The sequence below is a fragment of the Streptomyces sp. NBC_00461 genome (genome assembly GCF_036013935.1).
Classification (GTDB): Bacteria; Actinomycetota; Actinomycetes; order Streptomycetales; family Streptomycetaceae; genus Streptomyces.
Window position 1 is genome coordinate 3,369,814 of the sequence record NZ_CP107902.1, and the last position, 15,962, is coordinate 3,385,775.

Sequence of the window (15,962 nt, forward strand, 5' to 3'; positions counted from 1 at the left end):
AGGACCATATAAAGCATCTGGAGGGGAACCCAGAAATGAGTCACAACCAGCCGGGCCCGTACGGCGGGCAGCCCCAGCAGCCCGGACCGTACGGCCAGCCGGGCCCCTACGGCCAGCAGCCGCCGCAGGCGCCCCAGCCCGGCTACGGCTATCCCCAGCAGGCCCCTCCGCCCCAGCCGCAGCCCGGCTACGGCTACCCGCAGCAGGCTCCTCCGGCCCAGCCCGGTTACGGCTACCCGCAGCAGCCCGGCTACGGCCAGCAGCCCGGCTATGTCCCGCAGCCGCCCCCGCCCAGCGGCAGCGGCAAGAAGACGGGCCTGATCATCGGCGCGGTGGCGGTCGTGGCCGCGATCGCGGTCGGGGCCTACTTCGTCATCGGCGGGGGTTCCGGCAGCGGCGGTTCGTCCGTCTCCGACGACGGCGCACACAAGCTGACGACTCCGGCGACCGTGATCAACGGCGAGTACAAGAAGTCGGAGAAGGGCGGCTCCAACGACGAGATGACCAACGACGACAAGGCCGACTTCGAGAAGTGGGGTGTGAAGAACCCCAAGGACGTCAGCGCCGGTTACCAGAAGGGCACCGGACTCAGCGCGACGAGCCTGTCCTTCAGCGGCGTCTACGGCACCATCGACGACCCGGAGGCGGTCGTCGACGCCATGTTCGCCAAGGTCAAGTCGGAGTCCCAGAAGGACGAGAGCGGCGACAGCGGCAAGGGCAAGATGATCGGCAGCCCGGAGAAGGTGTCACCCGCGGGCTTCAAGGACGGCATCATGAAGTGCCAGATCGCCCAGATCGACAACACCGGCTCGTCGAGCTCGAGCGCCGGCGCCGCGAAGACCATCAACATGCCGATGTGCATCTGGGGTGACCACAGCACCGTCGCCGTGGTCACGAACTTCGGCTTCGCCGACCTGGCCAGCGGCAACGGTGGCTCGATCGACGACACGGCGTCCGTGGCGGCCAAGCTCCGCAACGACGTCCGCGTCAAGGCGTAGCCACAACGACGCGAGGGGGCACCTCGTCGGTGAGCGCCCCCTCGCGTCGCAGCGCTAGCCCATCAGGCCAAGGAGCAGGCAGTATTCGCCACGCGGTTCGTAACTCGGGCGAGGCCGCCGGTCAATTCCCTATGCCGCCAAGCCTCTTTGCCCACCCTCCGGTTCCCGCGGAGTGATCTAGCGAAAAAGGGGACGCCCGGCGACTCCGCCGGGCGTCCCCTTTCAAGGTCGTACCAATACCGCCTACGCCGTCTTCTGCTCCCCCGGCCCCCGCCCGTTCCGCGCGTCGCGCGGGATCAGGGTCGGGTTCACGTTCGAGTGGACGACGTCCGCTGTGACGACGACTCGGGCGACGTCCTTGCGGGACGGGACCTCGTACATCACGGACATGAGGACTTCCTCCATGATGGCGCGCAGGCCGCGGGCGCCGGTCTGGCGGAGGATGGCCTGGTCGGCGATGGCCTCCAGGGCCTCGCGCTCGAAGTCCAGCTCGACACCGTCGAGTTCGAAGAGACGTTGGTACTGCTTCACCAGCGCGTTACGCGGCTCGATGAGGATCTGGAGCAGGGCCTCGCGGTCCAGGTTGTGCACCGAGGTGATGACCGGGAGGCGGCCGATGAACTCGGGGATCATGCCGAACTTGACCAGGTCCTCGGGCATGACGTCCCCGAACTGGTCCTTGGACTGCAGCTCCAGCTTCGAGCGGATCGTCGCGCCGAAGCCGATGCCCTTGGCGCCCGCCCGGGACTCAATGATCTTCTCCAGGCCGGAGAAGGCACCGCCCACGATGAACAGGACGTTCGTCGTGTCGATCTGGATGAACTCCTGGTGGGGGTGCTTGCGGCCGCCCTGGGGCGGGACCGAGGCCGTCGTGCCCTCCAGGATCTTCAGCAGGGCCTGCTGGACGCCCTCGCCCGACACGTCGCGAGTGATCGAGGGGTTCTCACTCTTCCTCGCGACCTTGTCGATCTCGTCGATGTAGATGATCCCGGTCTCGGCCTTCTTGACGTCGTAGTCCGCCGCCTGGATCAGCTTGAGCAGGATGTTCTCGACGTCCTCGCCGACGTAACCCGCCTCCGTGAGCGCCGTCGCGTCCGCGATCGCGAACGGGACGTTCAGCATGCGGGCCAGGGTCTGGGCCAGGAGGGTCTTGCCGGAGCCCGTGGGGCCCAGCAGCAGGATGTTGGACTTCGCCAACTCGATCGCGTCGTCACGGCCGTTGGCGCCGCCGTTCTCGCCGGCCTGGACGCGCTTGTAGTGGTTGTAGACCGCCACGGAGAGGGCCTTCTTCGCCGGCTCCTGGCCGACGACGTAGCCCTCGAGGAACTCGTAGATCTCGCGGGGCTTGGGCAGTTCCTCCCAGCGCACCTCGCTCGTCTCCGCGAGTTCTTCCTCGATGATCTCGTTGCAGAGGTCGATGCACTCGTCGCAGATGTACACACCAGGCCCTGCGATGAGCTTCTTGACCTGCTTCTGGCTCTTGCCGCAGAACGAGCACTTGAGCAGATCGCCGCCGTCACCGATGCGTGCCACGGTGTGCTTCCCCTTCGCCTGGGAGACGCCTAGGTCCAGCGGCTCCTGGTGCTGCCTTAATCCGACGGTACCTTGCCGAGCCCCCCGTTCGGGCCCCCCTTGGCGCGGTTCACTTTGACGTGCAGCGTGTCAAAGGCCACCAACCGTGCCAAGGGGCGGCAGACGATACAGCCTCCGACTAGCGGACGGCGGCGTTGTTCATCTTCCGGGTGGAGATGATCTGGTCGATCAGGCCGTACGAGAGCGCCTCCTCGGCCGTGAGGATCTTGTCGCGCTCGATGTCCTCGCGGATCTTCTCGATCGGCGTGGTGGAGTGCTTGGCCAGCATCTCCTCCAGCTGCGCGCGCATCCGCAGGATCTCGTTGGCGGCGATCTCCAGGTCGGAGACCTGGCCGCGGCCCGTCTCGCTGTAGGGCTGGTGGATCAGCACGCGGGCATTCGGCAGCGCCATGCGCTTGCCGGGCGTACCGGCGGCCAGCAGGATCGCGGCGGCGGAGGCCGCCTGGCCCATGCAGACCGTCTGGATGTCCGGCTTCACGAACTGCATGGTGTCGTAGATCGCAGTCAGCGCGGTGAAGGAGCCGCCGGGGCTGTTGATGTAGACCGAGATGTCCCGGTCGGGGTCCATCGACTCCAGGCACAGCAGCTGCGCCATGACGTCGTTGGCGGAGGCGTCGTCGATCTGGACGCCCAGGAAGATCACGCGCTCCTCGAAGAGCTTCGCGTACGGGTCGTACTCGCGGATGCCCTGCGAGGTGCGCTCGACGAAGCGCGGGATGACGTAACGGGACTCCGCCGCGGGACCCGTGTACTCGGCGCGTGTGCGGTCGAACAGGCCGCTGCCGGGGAAGTCGTTCACTGTCTCTCTCCTAGGGGCTGAGGCGGTCGGCTGGGGGCTTGCAGGGGGCCTCAGGCCCCGGTGCCGCCGCCGCCCGGCATGTTGGCGGCCGCTGTGATGACGTCGTCGATGAGGCCGTACTCCTTGGCCTCCTCGGGGTCGAACCAGCGGTCGCGGTCGGAGTCGCGGGTGACCTGCTCGAACGACTGACCGGTGTGCTGGGCGGTGAGCTCCGCCATGCGCTTCTTGGTGTGCAGCAGCCGCTCGGCGTGGATCTTGATGTCGGAGGCCGAACCAGCCAGGCCCGCGGAGGGCTGGTGGATCAGGATCTCGGCGTTCGGCAGCGCGAAGCGCTTGCCGGGGGTGCCCGCGCTGAGCAGGAACTGGCCCATCGAGGCGGCGAGGCCCATCGCGATCGTCACCACGTCGTTCTTGATGAACTGCATGGTGTCGTAGATCGCCATACCGGCCGTGATCGAGCCGCCGGGGCTGTTGATGTAGAGGTTGATGTCCTTGTCGGGGTCCGCAGCGGCAAGGAGCAGCAACTGTGCGGTGATCTTGTTCGCGATGTCGTCGTCGACCGGCTGGCCGAGGAAGATGATCCGCTCGTTGAGCAGCCGGTTGTAGACCTGGTCGCCGAGGCCGCCACCGATGGAAGGCTCGCCGGCGGCGGAGGGCATCAGATTCGTCACGTATCCACCTGCTCGTCTTACGACGGCGCCGGGCCGTCTTCACGTTTGCCTTCGGGGCCGGGCCCCGTTCGGGGACTCCACTGCCCTCGTATTCATGGACCCTAACGCGCTGGTCCCTTCGGAGAATCCCGTAGATGGGAGTGTTCGCCGGGGGCGTAGAGCCTGGCGGCCGGGCCGCCGCCCACGCGCCGGGGCTGTGCCGCCGCCCCCGGGTAGACGGACGGGCCCCGGGTCATGAGTGACCCGGGGCCCGTCCTACGACCTACGAGGCGCCGTGGGCTCAGCCCTCGGTCTTCTCGTCGGCGGCCTCGACGGCGTCGCCGTCGGTGCTCTCGGCGGCGACCTCCGCGGCCGTCTCCGTCTCGTCCTCGTCGTCGAGGTCGACGACCTCGCCGTTGGTGTCCTTGACCGTGGCGGCCTCGACGACCACCGCGAGGGCCTTGCCGCGGGCGACCTCGCCGACCAGGAGCGGAACCTGGCCGCCCTCGACGACGGCCTGGGCGAACTGGTCGGGGGACATGCCGGAGGAGGCGGCGCGGCGCATGAGGTGCTCGGTGAGCTCCTCCTGGTTGACGTTCAGCTTCTCCTGCTTGACGAGCTCGTCGAGGACGAACTGCGTCTTGATGCCCTTGACCGCGGCTTCCTTGGTCTCGGCGTCGAACTCCTCGACCGTCTTGCCCTGGATCTCGAGGTACTTCTCGAGGTCGAGGCCCATCTGGCCGAGCTGGTGGTGCTCGAGGTTGTGCTTACGGGTGTTGATCTCGTCCTCGAGCAGCTTCTCGGGGACCGGGACCTCGACCAGCTCGAGCAGCTTCTCCAGGACGCGCTCCTGGGCCTGCGTGGCCTGGTCGTACTGCTTCATGTTCTCCAGGCGCTTGCGGCTGTCCGCCTTCAGCTCCTCGAGGGTGTCGAACTCGGAGGCGAGCTGCGCGAAGTCGTCGTCCAGCTCGGGCAGTTCACGGGCGGCGACCTGGGTGACCTTGACGGTGACCTCGGCCTCCTTGCCGGCCGCCGAGCCGCCCTTGAGCTCGGAGGCGAAGGTGGCCTCGCCACCGGCCTCGATGCCCTTGACGGCGTCGTCGATGCCGTCGAGCAGCTCGCCGGAGCCGATGGTGTAGGAGACGCCGGACGCGACGCCGTCCTCCAGCACCTCGCCCTCGACCTTGGCCTCCAGGTCGATCGTGACGACGTCGCCGTCCTCGGCGGCCCGCTCGACCGGGGAGGTGGAGGCGAAGCGCTCGCGAAGCTGCTCGACCGACTTGTCGATGTCCTCTTCGGTGACCTCGACGGCGTCGACCTCGACCTCGATGCCCGAGTAGTCCGGGATCTCCAGGGCCGGGCGGATGTCGACCTCGGCGGTGAAGTTCAGCGTCTCGCCGTCCTTCAGCTCCGTGATGTCGACCTCGGGCTGGCCGAGGACGTTGAGCTCGGCCTCGTTGACCGCCTCGGTGTAGAACTTCGGAAGCGCGTCGTTGACCGCTTCCTCCAGGACCGCTCCGCGGCCGAACCGCTGGTCGATGACGCGCGCCGGGATCTTGCCCTTCCGGAAGCCCTTCACCGTGACCTGCTGGTTGATCTTCTTGTACGCCGCGTCGAGGCTGTCCTTGAGCTCCTCGAAGGGCACCTCGATGCTGAGCCGAACCCGGGTCGGGTTCAGGGTCTCCACGGCGCTCTTCACGGTTCGGTCTCCTTGGGGGCTGACTTCTTGGTCTCTGCCGGAGCCAGACTGGTCCGGCGGATTTCGCCGCCCGAAGGACGTCCGGAGGATCTCCAGTGGGGGTCCAGTGGATTCCTGCGGATGAGACACACGGGCGCGCAGCTTGCATAGTAACCGCAGCCGCCGAACGCCCCAAAGGCGATCATGCGAGGTGATCGCGCGGGTGACCGGTGTTGACCGGTCGGTGGTCGGGGTGGCGGGATTTGAACCCACGGCCTTCCGCTCCCAAAGCGGACGCGCTACCAAGCTGCGCCACACCCCGTCAGGTGCGACACGTAGGGTACATGCCCGCAGGCAGTGCGGCTGCCGCATTTACCGAGCGCCGCTGCCCCGCGGGGGCGGGCGGGAACGGCGGGCCGGAATGGAGTGTGCGCCGAGCGCATCCGACCCGCTACGATGCCTTGTGTGCCGCGGTCACCTGACCTGCGGCGCGTGCTGTGCGGGCGTAGCTCAATGGTAGAGCCCTAGTCTTCCAAACTAGCTACGCGGGTTCGATTCCCGTCGCCCGCTCCATACGCCGAAGGCCCAGGCGAGAGGTGGATTTCCTCTCCCTGGGCCTTCCGCCGTTCCCGGGGCCGTTCAGTCCTTCGTGTCCCCCGCCTGCACAGGCTGAGCGAGAGCATCTGGAGCGGGGGAGGCGCAGCAGCCCTTGCCCTGCCAGGCGTCGCGGTCGCGGCCTTCCTTGACGGCGATGGCGGCGATGACGAGGGCGGCGATCGGGTCGGCCCAGGACCAGCCGAGGGTGGCGTTGAGGACCAGGCCGACCAGGAGCACGGCGGAGAGGTAGGTGCGCAGGAGGGTCTGCTGCCGGACGGTGTGGAAGCATCCTGACCATGCGATGGGGACGCACGTCACGGGACCAGAACTCCAACGACGCACGCAGGTCGCAGGTGGCACTGCTGGAGGAGCAGGCGCTCAGCATGTTCCAGCAGGGCCGCACGGCTGAGGCTGTGCCGCTGCAGGAACGGGCCGTCGAGCTTGTCCACGCCATCATCGGCGCCCAGGCCGGGGCCACCCCCGACGACCTGGTCATGCTGGGCTCACTGCAGTACGGGCTGGGTTCGAGCCTGCGCGCGGTGGACCGTCCCGACGACGCACTCGCCGCGCTCGATGCGGCCGAGGAGGCCTACGGCGACGTGCTCGACACCGGCAGGCGGGACATGGCGCAGCGGATCACTGATGTGCAGGTGCGCCGCGCCAGAACGTTCCAGGAACTGGGCCGGGTGACGGACTCGATCCTCGAAATGGACGGTGTGGTCCGGGCAGCGATGCTGGCGGGACCGGACGGCGATGTGTTCGAGTTCGAGCTGGGCCTCAGCCGGCTGCTGTACACCAACGCCCTGGTGCTGGGCCAGTACGGCGACCCGGATCTGATCCTGAGTTCGGCGGACGCCGTGGTGCGGCTGATCACCTCGAACGGCTTGAAGGTCAACACGCTCGAGGGCGATCGCGCTTACTACATCGATGTGCTGCGCTGCGCCGCCACGATCGCCATGCGTGAGCACGCCGGGCAGGGGAGGGCCGAGATAGCCGCGTCGGCCGGGCGGATCGCGGTCGATACCTGGGTCGAGGTCGAGCGGTCGGAGTTCCCGCAGTTGATCCGCGAGATGGGCGAGATGCCGTCGATGTACCGCATCTCGATCGTCCGGGCCGCGGCGTACTACGGCAAGCTCACAGAGGCGCTCGGGCAGCGGGAACTGTCGGAGCGCTACCGCGACTTCGCGCGCGACCTGGACGCCGACGTCGCCGGCCGGGCCGAGCAGAACTGGCTCGGGATCGGGATCGGGCCGATGACCATGGGCACGGCACTGCACCGGGCGCGCAAGCTGCTGGGCGTCGGGCAGGTGCCGGACGAGGTCCTGCTGCTCGGCGGCCCGGACAACGCACGGAGCAGGTTCACCACCAGTCAGCGCTGCCCGCGCTCGCAGTGGGCCGACTCCGCCGGGGAACTGGCCCGCATCGTGGCACCACTGGCGCGGCATCCGCAGCTGGTGGCCACGCTCGGGCTGGAGGCGCACCTCCTGTACGCGTCCTCACTGGCCGTCGCCGAGGATGCCACGGCGTGGCACGTGGCCAACTCACGCCATTGGATGTACCTGCTCCGAGACCTGGTCAAGGCGTTCGAGCAGGCAGGCGACCAGGCCATCTGCCAGGACCTGGAGCGTTGGATGGACGTCACCTGCGAGGTCATCAACCCCTTCCATGACCCCCACGGCCACTGACCGAAACCGGCTTCCCCGAGGACCGCGTCTGGCTGTTCTCACCAACGGGGACCCCGAGCAGCAGCGCGCCAAGGTGGGCAGCAGCCTACTTGTCCTGAGTGCGGAGCATTGATCCGCGTATGTCGCACCGACTACGACCGGTGGGTCAGCCTCGCCACGGTAGAACTCCCCGCCAAAGACGTCCCAGAGCCCTTCCGCCGGCGCTTGACGAAGCGGCCGGACCGATCCCCCATCGCCACCGATATCGTGGCTGTACGGGTCCGTGGAATCGATCCGCTCCCGGGCGAGCCCGTTGTGCCGGCCCACCGCATGATGTGCGTCCCCGACTGAGGCGAGTCGTAGATCACGCTACGAAGCGCAAGGCACCAGCCGTGTCCCCAGCGTGCCCGATCGAGCAGCGACCAGCGGGGGACAACGGGGAGCTCCGGTGAGTGACCCGAGAACGGCCAGGTCAGCGTCTCGCCGGCTCAGCCCCGATACGCATACGCGATGGGGGATCACAGCACGCTGTGCAGGAGGGCAGCCATCATGTAGGCCGCGCCGAGCATGAACATGCCGCCGACCAGCCTGGGCAGGACTTTGTCGAAGTCCGGATGGGAGCTCGCACGGCTGGGAATCCGGCCGGTGAAGATGCACCAGCCCAGCGCGAAGCCGCCGATGATGAACGCTGCCATCAGGACGTTGACCATGTGTTGCCCCTCCCCCTCCATTGGCACCACCAGGACCTGGGGACAGCCAAGGAGTGGCGGGGGCGGTCCCGTGGGAGTCCGACGGCGCACGAGGCGGCGTGCGCGGTGGTGCCGGGCGTCGGGCGGTCAGCGGGGAGGCTCACGCCGACGGGGCGCGCGGGTTCCGCGCCCCCGTGCGCGCGCCCGTCGGCGACGACCGATCAGAAGCTGATCGAGTTGATCGTCTCGGCTATCGAGTTGAGGAACCGGTTGATCGACGGGGCCATGCCGGTCGATGCCAGGAAGAAGCCGAACAGCACCGCGACGATGGCGGGGCCGGCCTTGATCGATCCTCCTCGGATCAACACCACCAGGATGATCGCCAACAGCAGCACCACTGACAGTGAAATGGCCACAACTGATCACACCCTACGGTCGGTCCGCTCTCCCGGCCCGGGGGTGCCAGCCCCGCGCACCCCCGCCAGAACCATCGTGCCACCAACAGGGCCTCGGTATGCGGCAGGTGAGACATCATCGGCCACACCTGTGCCGGACCTTTGCCCGAGCCATACGGACGCCGGCCGCGCGAGAGCCCCAACACGCCCCTCCCGCACAGCAATTCGAGGGTGCACCCGCACAGGAAATTCGGCGAGATCGTTTCCATGTCCACACAACGCGTTCGCAGGTATTTCGAATTAACGCCACAGGCAAGTGAAGCGGACATTCCGCAGGAGTCGCCTGCGGGTCATATGCACCGTTTAGTCGGGACGAGTCGCGACAACCAGGACATGTAATGGTGTGTTGACCGTCACCCTCACACAGGCGTCAACTCCCGTTAATCGCGGGTACTCGAAGCCAATTAGCAGTAATGACGTGGAGAGTTTTACGAAAACCCACAGACGACGCTAGGGTGCCTCAGATGTTTCACGCTGCCTCGTCCCCCACACGCGCAGCGAGGTCCGGGCCCGTCTCCCCCAGCTTCTGGGGGGATGGTCTGTGACGAACTCGTTGCGACCGCATGGCCAGAACAGAGCGCCGCTCCCTCCGGCACAGCCGCCGGCTTCGGGAGTGCCGAGTCCGCGCTCGCCGCAGGATCAGCAGAACAAAACCACCAAACCCGGCAAACAGCGCGACGCGTTCTTCGACAACGCGAAGTATCTGGCGATCGTGCTGGTGGCGATGGGCCACTCCTGGGAGCCCCTGAAGGGTGACAGCCGCATCCTGGAGGCCGTGTACACGGTGGTGTACAGCTTCCACATGCCGGCGTTCATCATCATCTCCGGCTACTTCTCGCGCAGTTTCGACATGCGCCCCGACCGCCTCAGACGCCTGGTCACCGGGGTCCTGGTGCCCTACGTCGTCTTCGAGACGGCGTACTCCCTCTTCAAGCGCTACGGCGACCACGACCCGGGCATGGCGATCAGTCTGCTCGACCCCTGGTACCTCACCTGGTTCCTGGTGGCACTGTTCATCTGGCGGTTGACGACCCCGCTGTGGAACAACCTGCGCTGGCCGCTTCCCGTCGCCCTCGGTGTCGCGATGTTCGGGTCGGTCTCCCCGGAGATCGGCGACGACCTGGACCTTCAGCGCGTCCTGCAGTTCCTGCCGTACTTCGTGCTGGGTCTGTGCATGAAGCCCGAGCACTTCCACATGGTGCGCACCCGGAAGATGCGGATCCTGTCCGTGCCCGTCGTCGCGGCCGCGCTCGCCTTCGCCTGGTGGGCGGTGCCGCGCATGAACACCGCGTGGTTCTACCACCGTGACGCCGCCCAGGAGTTGGCAGCGCCGTGGTGGACCGGGCCGGTCATGGTGCTGGCGATGTTCGGCTGCTCGCTGCTGCTGACCGCCTGCTTCTTCGCCTGGGTGCCGCGCCGGAAGATGTGGTTCACGGCGCTCGGCGCGGGCACGCTGTACGGCTATCTGCTGCACGGATTCCTGGTCAAGGCCGGTGACTTCTACGGCTGGTTCGACCACAAGTGGCTGCACCGGCCGCTGGGGGAGATCCTCGTGACGGTGGCCTTCGCCGCCGCCGTGACCCTGTTGTGCACCCCGCCGGTGCGGCGGGTCTTCAGGTTCGCGATGGAGCCTGAGATGAAGTGGGCGTTCAAGCGGGATGCGGCGGAGCTCGCCCGGGAGCGGGAGAAGCGCGAGCGCGCCATGGCCAACGCCTGAGCGGTTGCCACGCCATGCCGTCCGGCGGCTGCGGCTGCGTCGTGGCTTGTCGCGCCCACGCGGCGGAGCCGCAAATGTCACAGACCCGCGCCCCTTGAAAGCCGCTACTGCTGGGCCAGGCCGAGAAGTGCGCGCATGTGTGCGTACTTCTCGGTCAGGCGTTTGCGGGTGGGCTCGTCGGTGAGGCGGGACAGACGGGCCGGGTGCGCGTTGTGCGCCAGGTCGGCCTCCTTCACCAGCAGTGCGCCCGGCGTGGCGAGGATCCGGGCCGCGTACTCCTCCGGCCCCTCCCCCGCGCGCTTGGTGACCGCCAGCACGATGTCCTTCGTACGGCGGCTCAGCGCGGCCTCGTCCAGCCACCGCTCGGAGAGCGCGTCGTCCTCGACGGCGTCGTGCAGCCAGGCCGCGGCGATCTGTTCCTCGTCGCCACCGCGCGCCGAGACGCCTTCGGCGACGGCCCGCAGGTGCTCGGCGTACGACCGTCCCGCCTTGTCGGTCTGGCCCTCGTGGGCGGCGCGGGCGGCGGCCTCGACCTCGGCCAGGGTCATCGGGGTACGGGATCTTCCGGTCACTCCTCCAGTGTCTCCCTGCGCAGCGCGGCGCGGGCCGGGAGGGTCGCCGCCGTCAGCCCGAGGACGACGATCCCGCCGGCGAACGAGCCGTACACCAGCGGGGGTATGTACGGCCCCTGCCCGGTCAGCCCCTTCATCATCGGCACGAGCGTGGCCAGGGCGATGGCCGTGCCGAGGGCGATGCCCGCGAGGGCGACCAGGAGGGCCTCCCAGCGGATCATGCGCAGCACCTGGCGGCGGGTGGAGCCGATGAGGCGGAGCGTGCCGAGTTCACGGCGCCGGTCGAGGACGGTCATCACCAGCGTGTTGGCGGCGGCGACAGCCGCGAAGCCGCCGAGGACGCCGGCCATCAGGGAGTTGGCCCAGGCGTTGAGCTCGCGGTCCAGGGACTGGGCGCTGGTGTAGTCGCCGCGGTCGAGAACGGTACCGAGGGGTGCGAGCCCGGCCGCCTTTCCGCCCTTCGTCCACAGTTCGGCGTCGTAGGCGGAGGTGACGTGGGTGGCGAGGTCGGCGCGGGCCATGGTGACCTGGGAGAGCCCCATGCCGCGTGCGTACGTCGCCGTGACGACCGGTGCGGCCTTCGTGCCGTCGGGCAGGCGGAGGTGGAGGCGGTCGCCGACCTTGACGCCGGCGTTGTCGGCGAGGGAGGTGTCGACGGCGATCTCGCCCCGCTTCAGGGCGAGTCGGCCCTGCCTGACGTCCAGGTCCTGTACGGCCGTCAGGTCATGGACCGATCCGTCGACGCCCTGGGCGGAGGCCGAGTCCAGGCCGCCCGACATCGGGACCAGCACGGACGTCTTCAACAGGCCGACGGCGGCGATGACTTCGGGGGTGCGCCCGGCTCGTCGTACGGCGTCCGGGGTCAGGCCCGGGTCGGCGGTGACGATGTGGTCGGCTCGGATGCCGGCGTGCTGCTGGTCGGCGGTGACGCGGTCCGTGCTGGTCTGCATGAAGATCAGCACGGAGGAGAAGGCCATGGCGAGCACGATCGGGGTGATCGCGGAGGCCAACCGGCGAGCGTTCGTACGGGAGTTGGCGGCGGCGAGCACGGCGGAGGCGCCGGCGCCGCGCAGCGGGAGCCCGAACAGGGCGGCGCAGGCGCGGGCGACGAACGGGCCGAGCAGGGCCACGGCCAGCATGAAGAGGAAGACGATGCCGAGTGCCGTGTTGGCCGCGTCGTCGCCGGTGAGGGAGGACGAGAGACCGCCGCACACGCAGCCGCCCACCGCGGCGGCGATGCCCAGGGGCGTACGGATCCAGCCGGGGCGCAGCCGTTCCACGGACGCCTCGCTCAGCGCCTGGCCGGGTTTGATGCGGGAGCTGCGGTGGGCTGCGATGTAGCCGGAGAGGAGGGCGGCGAGGAGCACCGCGCCACTCGCGGAGACGAGCGGGATCCAGGAGACGGAAAGGTGCACCGGCTGAGGCACCGCGCCCCTGTCCTGCAGCTGCCCGAACCACCAGCGGGCCAGGGCGATTCCGGGCAGGCAGCCCAGGGCGGCCGCGACCGGGGCGACGAGGAGGGTCTCGGTGGCGATCGTGCGGCGGATCTGGCGGGGCGTGGTGCCGATGGCCCGCAACAGGGCGAAATCGCGGGCGCGTTGGCCCACGGCGAGCGCGACGGTGCCGGCCGCGGTGAAGACGGCGACCATGGTGGCGACACCGCCGAAGGAGCCGCCGATACCGATGAGCATCTCCTTGGCCTCGCCCAGCGCGGGATCCTCGACGGTGCCGCGGTCGTCACCGGTGTGGACCTTCGCACTGTTGCCCAGGGCGTGCGCCACCTGCGACTTGAGGGCGCTGGTGGAGACGCCGGGCTCGGGCAGTACGGCGATGGCGTCGACGCGGCCCGGGTGTCCGGAGACGCGTACGGCTTCGGTGTCGGCGAACCAGGCGGTGGCGCCCGGGGTGTTGGCGGTCCCGGAGACGCGGTAGGTGTGCGTGCCCGCGGGGGTGGTGAGGGTGATGTGTGCGCCGACCGTACCCCTGCCTTCGGCCAGGACGATCTCGCCGGGGTGCGGCGGGCGGCCGGAGGTGAGTTTCTCGCCGGTGAAGGCGGTGGAGGCCCAATTGTGGGCGGTGAAGGGGCCGTTCGGGCCGCGCCCGGGGAAGGTGACGTCCGCGACGGCCGTACGGGCGCCGGGTGCCGAGGCCGCCTTCGCGACCAGGGAGTCGTCGAGGCGGGCGCGGTCGGGGATCGGTTCGCTGTCCGCGTCGTCGCCGTGGCCGTAGGGGGCGCGCTGGTCGGCGGCTGCCACCACCGGGGCGGCCGCGTAGCGGGCGGGCGGGACGGTGGCGCGGATGCCGGTCTCCAGGAGGATGCCGCAGGCGGACACGACCATGGCGGCCATCGCGAACGCGATGAAGGTGCCGACGAACGCCGAGGGGCGGAAGCGGAGGGCCGCGCGGGCGAGGCCGTTGGGTGTGAACATCACGCCGCGGCCTGTGCGTAGGAGGGGCGTGCGGTGAGAGCGGTCATGCGTGCGGCGATCCGCTCGGCCGGCGCACGGTCCAGGTGGTCGACGATCTCGCCGTCGGACAGGAACAGGACGCGGTCCGCCCAGGCCGCCGCCGTGGGGTCGTGGGTGACCATGACGACCGTGGCGTCCTGGGTGTCGACGGCCTGGCGCAGGAGGGAGAGGATCTCGGCGGCCGTCGTGGTGTCCAGGGCGCCGGTGGGCTCGTCCGCGAAGACGACGTCGGGGCGGGTGACCAGGGCGCGGGCGATCGCGACGCGCTGTTGCTGGCCGCCGGAGAGCTGGCCGGGGCGACGGCGGGCCTTGTCGGTCAGGCCCACCTGGGCGAGGACCTCGGCGGCACGGCGACGGTCGGGCCGATGGCCCGCCAGCCGCATCGGCAGGACGACGTTCTGCTCGACCGTGAGGGACGCCAGCAGGTTGAAGGCCTGGAAGACGAAGCCGAGGCGGGTGCGGCGCAGCGCGGTGAGCTTGTTCTCCTTCATGCCGGTGATCTCCGTGCCGCCCAGCCGGACGGTGCCCGCGGTGGGGCGGTCCAGGCCTGCCGCGCACTGCAGAAAGGTGGACTTTCCGGAGCCGGAGGGGCCCATGACGGCGGTGAAGCTCCCGCGGGAGAGGGTGAGGTCGATGCCGCGCAGGGCGTGCACGGCGCTGCCGCCGCGGCCGTAGCGCTTGCGGACTCCGTGCAGTTCTACGGCCCAGTCGCCTGACATGCCGGTTTCCTTCCGGTCCGTGGTGTGCTTCGAACCTACGGATCGGAGGCGGGTGCGGGCGATGAGGGCGGCTGGCGAATGGGACCGGGGGTAAACCCCACCTGCCGGCGCCGCGGGCTCAGTGCGGCGTCGGCTGCTGGGCCGTCGCCGTCGGCCCCTCCCTGGAGATCAGCAGCAGCGCCCTGTCGTCGTTCACGTCCTTCGCCACCGCCTCGATGAGGTGCCAGGCGGCGCCGTGGAAGCCGCCGGCGACATAGCGGTCGGCCTCGCCGGTGAGGCGGTCTATGCCCTCCACGATGTCGCGGTCGGACGTCTCCACGAGACCGTCCGTGAACAGCATCAGCACGTCGCCGGGGCGCAGCGAGCCCTTCACGGGGTCGAACTGCGCGCCGTCGTACACACCGAGGAGCGGTCCCTCGGCCGCCTTCTCCTCCCAGCGCCCGCTGCCCGCGCTGAGCTGCAGCCCCGGTGGATGCCCGGCGTTGTACAGCTCGTAGTCGCCGGAGTCGAGGTCCAGCACGAGGTGGATCGAGGTCGCGAAGCCCTCGTCCCAGTCCTGGCGGAGCAGATAGCCGTTGGCCGCCGGGAGGAAGGCGTGCGGGGGAAGCGAGCCCAGCAGGCCTCCGAAGGCCCCCGACAGCAGCAGCGCACGCGAGCCCGCGTCCATGCCCTTGCCCGACACGTCCGTCAGGACGACCTCAAGAGTGCGGCCCCCGTTCGTCCGCGCCGCGACCACGAAGTCGCCGGAGAAGGACTGGCCGCCCGCCGGGCGCAGCGCCATCTCGCGGTGCCAGCCAATCGGCAGCTGCGGGAGCTTGCTCTGCACCCGGATGCGTTCGCGAAGGTCGAAGAGCATGGTGCCGCCGCGCCGCCAGGGCACGCCGACCCGGCTGCGGAACTGGGCGATGAGCAGACCGAAGAAGCCGCAGGCGGCGACCACCAGCACGACGCCGGGCGTGACACGGGAAGGGCCCTCCGTGTAGGGCCCCAGTTTCACCGACTCCACGATCAGTGCCGTGGCCGCGGCCGCGTAGAGACCGAGCAGGCTCGACGGGCGCAGCAGCAGGCCGCCCGCCACGATCGGGAGGACGAGGACGGCCGGGGAGCACCACACCGCGTTGGCGAGCGTGACAGCCGCGATCACCGGGACGGTGATGAGCAGACCGGCCAGCGCGACCCAGTCCGAACCGTCCCCGCGGAAGTAGTCGACAGCGCTTCTGCGCAGGCCGACGCGGACCCGGTGCCACTGCATCTTCAACCGGGCCGTGAACGTCTCGGCTTCCGCGCGCCGCTCTCGTCCTGCTGCCATTAGTTCGGGACCCTATCCATCGGACCAGCTGCTTGGCACGGGAGGTCCCACTTG

Annotated in this window: 13 protein-coding genes, 2 tRNA genes and 2 pseudogenes; 5 read left to right on the forward strand and 12 right to left on the reverse strand. The window is 69.2% G+C overall.

Annotated features, from left to right (window positions below; genetic code table 11):
* Positions 1 to 35 precede the first annotated feature (35 nt).
* Positions 36 to 998 carry a hypothetical protein gene (locus tag OG870_RS15820; protein ID WP_266514319.1) on the forward strand — a complete coding sequence of 321 codons (963 nt, stop codon included), beginning with the start codon at positions 36 to 38 and terminating at the stop codon, positions 996 to 998.
* A gap of 243 nt (positions 999 to 1,241) precedes the next feature.
* Here OG870_RS15820 and clpX read toward each other — a convergent pair whose 3' ends face one another.
* The 5 genes from clpX to OG870_RS15845 all read right to left on the reverse strand — a co-directional run bounded on the left by clpX (position 1,242) and on the right by OG870_RS15845 (position 6,040).
* The gene (gene clpX, locus OG870_RS15825; RefSeq protein WP_266514322.1) at positions 1,242 to 2,531 is read right to left on the reverse strand and encodes an ATP-dependent Clp protease ATP-binding subunit ClpX; all 1,290 of its coding nucleotides are present in this window, start codon (positions 2,529 to 2,531) and stop codon (positions 1,242 to 1,244) included.
* Between the two features lie 178 nt (positions 2,532 to 2,709).
* The gene (locus OG870_RS15830; RefSeq protein WP_323179373.1) at positions 2,710 to 3,390 is read right to left on the reverse strand and encodes an ATP-dependent Clp protease proteolytic subunit; all 681 of its coding nucleotides are present in this window, start codon (positions 3,388 to 3,390) and stop codon (positions 2,710 to 2,712) included.
* Positions 3,391 to 3,440: 50 nt separating this feature from the next.
* The gene (locus OG870_RS15835; protein WP_323178394.1) at positions 3,441 to 4,061 is read right to left on the reverse strand and encodes an ATP-dependent Clp protease proteolytic subunit; all 621 of its coding nucleotides are present in this window, start codon (positions 4,059 to 4,061) and stop codon (positions 3,441 to 3,443) included.
* A gap of 280 nt (positions 4,062 to 4,341) precedes the next feature.
* Positions 4,342 to 5,739, reverse strand: a complete 1,398-nt coding sequence (gene tig, locus OG870_RS15840) for a trigger factor (RefSeq protein ID WP_266584627.1) — start codon at positions 5,737 to 5,739, stop codon at positions 4,342 to 4,344.
* Positions 5,740 to 5,963: 224 nt separating this feature from the next.
* Positions 5,964 to 6,040, reverse strand: a tRNA-Pro gene (locus OG870_RS15845).
* Positions 6,041 to 6,217: 177 nt separating this feature from the next.
* Here OG870_RS15845 and OG870_RS15850 point away from each other — a divergent pair.
* A tRNA-Gly gene (locus OG870_RS15850) sits at positions 6,218 to 6,291 on the forward strand.
* A 66-nt stretch (positions 6,292 to 6,357) separates the two neighbouring features.
* Here OG870_RS15850 and OG870_RS15855 read toward each other — a convergent pair.
* Positions 6,358 to 6,585 (reverse strand): annotated as a pseudogene (locus OG870_RS15855) (cation transporter); the annotation flags it as partial.
* Positions 6,586 to 6,611: 26 nt separating this feature from the next.
* Between OG870_RS15855 and OG870_RS15860 the strand changes: the two are divergent.
* Both OG870_RS15860 and OG870_RS15865 read left to right on the forward strand, forming a co-directional pair.
* Entirely contained in the window at positions 6,612 to 8,000 is a 1,389-nt protein-coding gene (locus OG870_RS15860; protein WP_266840432.1) for a hypothetical protein, read from the forward strand.
* A gap of 66 nt (positions 8,001 to 8,066) precedes the next feature.
* Positions 8,067 to 8,330 (forward strand): annotated as a pseudogene (locus OG870_RS15865) (DUF6083 domain-containing protein); the annotation flags it as partial.
* Between the two features lie 167 nt (positions 8,331 to 8,497).
* On the opposite strand, the gene OG870_RS15870 reads toward OG870_RS15865, so the two are convergent.
* Entirely contained in the window at positions 8,498 to 8,689 is a 192-nt protein-coding gene (locus tag OG870_RS15870; RefSeq protein WP_266584623.1) for a hypothetical protein, read from the reverse strand.
* Positions 8,690 to 8,889: 200 nt separating this feature from the next.
* Complete coding sequence (locus OG870_RS15875; protein WP_016435177.1) at positions 8,890 to 9,084, reverse strand: hypothetical protein; 195 nt, start codon at positions 9,082 to 9,084, stop codon at positions 8,890 to 8,892.
* Between the two features lie 580 nt (positions 9,085 to 9,664).
* Between OG870_RS15875 and OG870_RS15880 the strand changes: the two genes are divergently transcribed.
* Complete coding sequence (locus OG870_RS15880; RefSeq protein ID WP_405624316.1) at positions 9,665 to 10,840, forward strand: acyltransferase family protein; 1,176 nt, start codon at positions 9,665 to 9,667, stop codon at positions 10,838 to 10,840.
* 104 nt (positions 10,841 to 10,944) lie between these two features.
* Here OG870_RS15880 and OG870_RS15885 read toward each other — a convergent pair whose 3' ends face one another.
* The 4 genes from OG870_RS15885 to OG870_RS15900 all read right to left on the reverse strand — a co-directional run bounded on the left by OG870_RS15885 (position 10,945) and on the right by OG870_RS15900 (position 15,908).
* The gene (locus OG870_RS15885) at positions 10,945 to 11,388 is read right to left on the reverse strand and encodes an HD domain-containing protein (protein WP_327692313.1); all 444 of its coding nucleotides are present in this window, start codon (positions 11,386 to 11,388) and stop codon (positions 10,945 to 10,947) included.
* A 20-nt stretch (positions 11,389 to 11,408) separates the two neighbouring features.
* A complete protein-coding gene (locus tag OG870_RS15890) occupies positions 11,409 to 13,841 on the reverse strand; it encodes an FtsX-like permease family protein (protein ID WP_266588426.1) in 2,433 nt (810 codons plus the stop codon).
* Positions 13,841 to 14,599 (reverse strand): ABC transporter ATP-binding protein, encoded by a 759-nt coding sequence (locus tag OG870_RS15895; protein WP_266584619.1) that lies wholly within the window; start codon positions 14,597 to 14,599, stop codon positions 13,841 to 13,843. The genes OG870_RS15890 and OG870_RS15895 overlap by 1 nt, the downstream gene beginning before the upstream one ends.
* Positions 14,600 to 14,717: 118 nt before the next feature.
* Complete coding sequence (locus OG870_RS15900; protein ID WP_266514342.1) at positions 14,718 to 15,908, reverse strand: PP2C family protein-serine/threonine phosphatase; 1,191 nt, start codon at positions 15,906 to 15,908, stop codon at positions 14,718 to 14,720.
* Positions 15,909 to 15,962 lie beyond the last annotated feature (54 nt).